The organism is Aequorivita sp. KMM 9714 (assembly GCF_011065475.1).
In the GTDB taxonomy this organism is placed as follows: Bacteria; Bacteroidota; Bacteroidia; order Flavobacteriales; family Flavobacteriaceae; genus Aequorivita; species Aequorivita sinensis.
In genome coordinates, this window is sequence record NZ_JAAGRO010000023.1 from 1 (window position 1) to 787 (window position 787).

Annotated in this window: 1 pseudogene; it reads right to left on the reverse strand. The window is 39.9% G+C overall.

The annotated features are described in order from the left end of the window. A pseudogene (locus tag G3A46_RS14010) lies at window positions 1–787 on the reverse strand (hypothetical protein); the annotation flags it as partial.

Below are 787 nucleotides of genomic sequence, written 5' to 3' on the forward strand. Positions count from 1 at the left end.
AAGCTATAAGTAATGATATCACCTACCTCTAGTGTTGAACATCCTGTGGTTGGATCTACTTCAACATCTGAAGTTTTGATAAGTGCAATGCTTGCATCAGTACAGATAGTTACAACTGTTGGGTTGTCACCTACATAACCATCATTGTTAGAGATGTCGGTTACTTCTGCACCTGCTGGTGTCGTACCAACTACATCTGCAGAATTTGTAAATGTTCCATTATCTATATCAGCTTGTGTGATGGTATAGCTTGCTGTAAATGTAGTAGTGTCCTCTTGACCTGGCTCCAATGTGATTGGACTTCCAGATACGGTAACACCACCTACTAAATCACTTACCATAACATCAGTTAGGGTAACGTTTCCTGTGTTCTTAACATAGAAGCTATAGGTAATAATATCACCAACCTCTAGTGTTGAACATTCTGTGGTTGGATCTACTTCAACATCTGAAGTTTTGATAAGGGCAATACTTGCATCAGTACAAATAGTTACAACCGTTGGGTTGTTTCCTACATAACCATCATTGTTAGAGATGTCGGTTACTTCTGCACCTGCTGGTGTCGTACCAACTACTTCTGCAGAATTTGTAAATGTTCCATTATCTATATCTGCCTGTGTGATGGTATAGCTTGCTGTAAATGTAGTAGTGTCCTCTTGACCTGGCTCCAATGTGATTGGACCTCCAGATACGGTAACACCACCTACTAAATCACTTACCATAACATCGGTTAGGGTAACGTTTCCTGTGTTCTTAACAGAGAAGCTATAGGTAATAATATCACCTG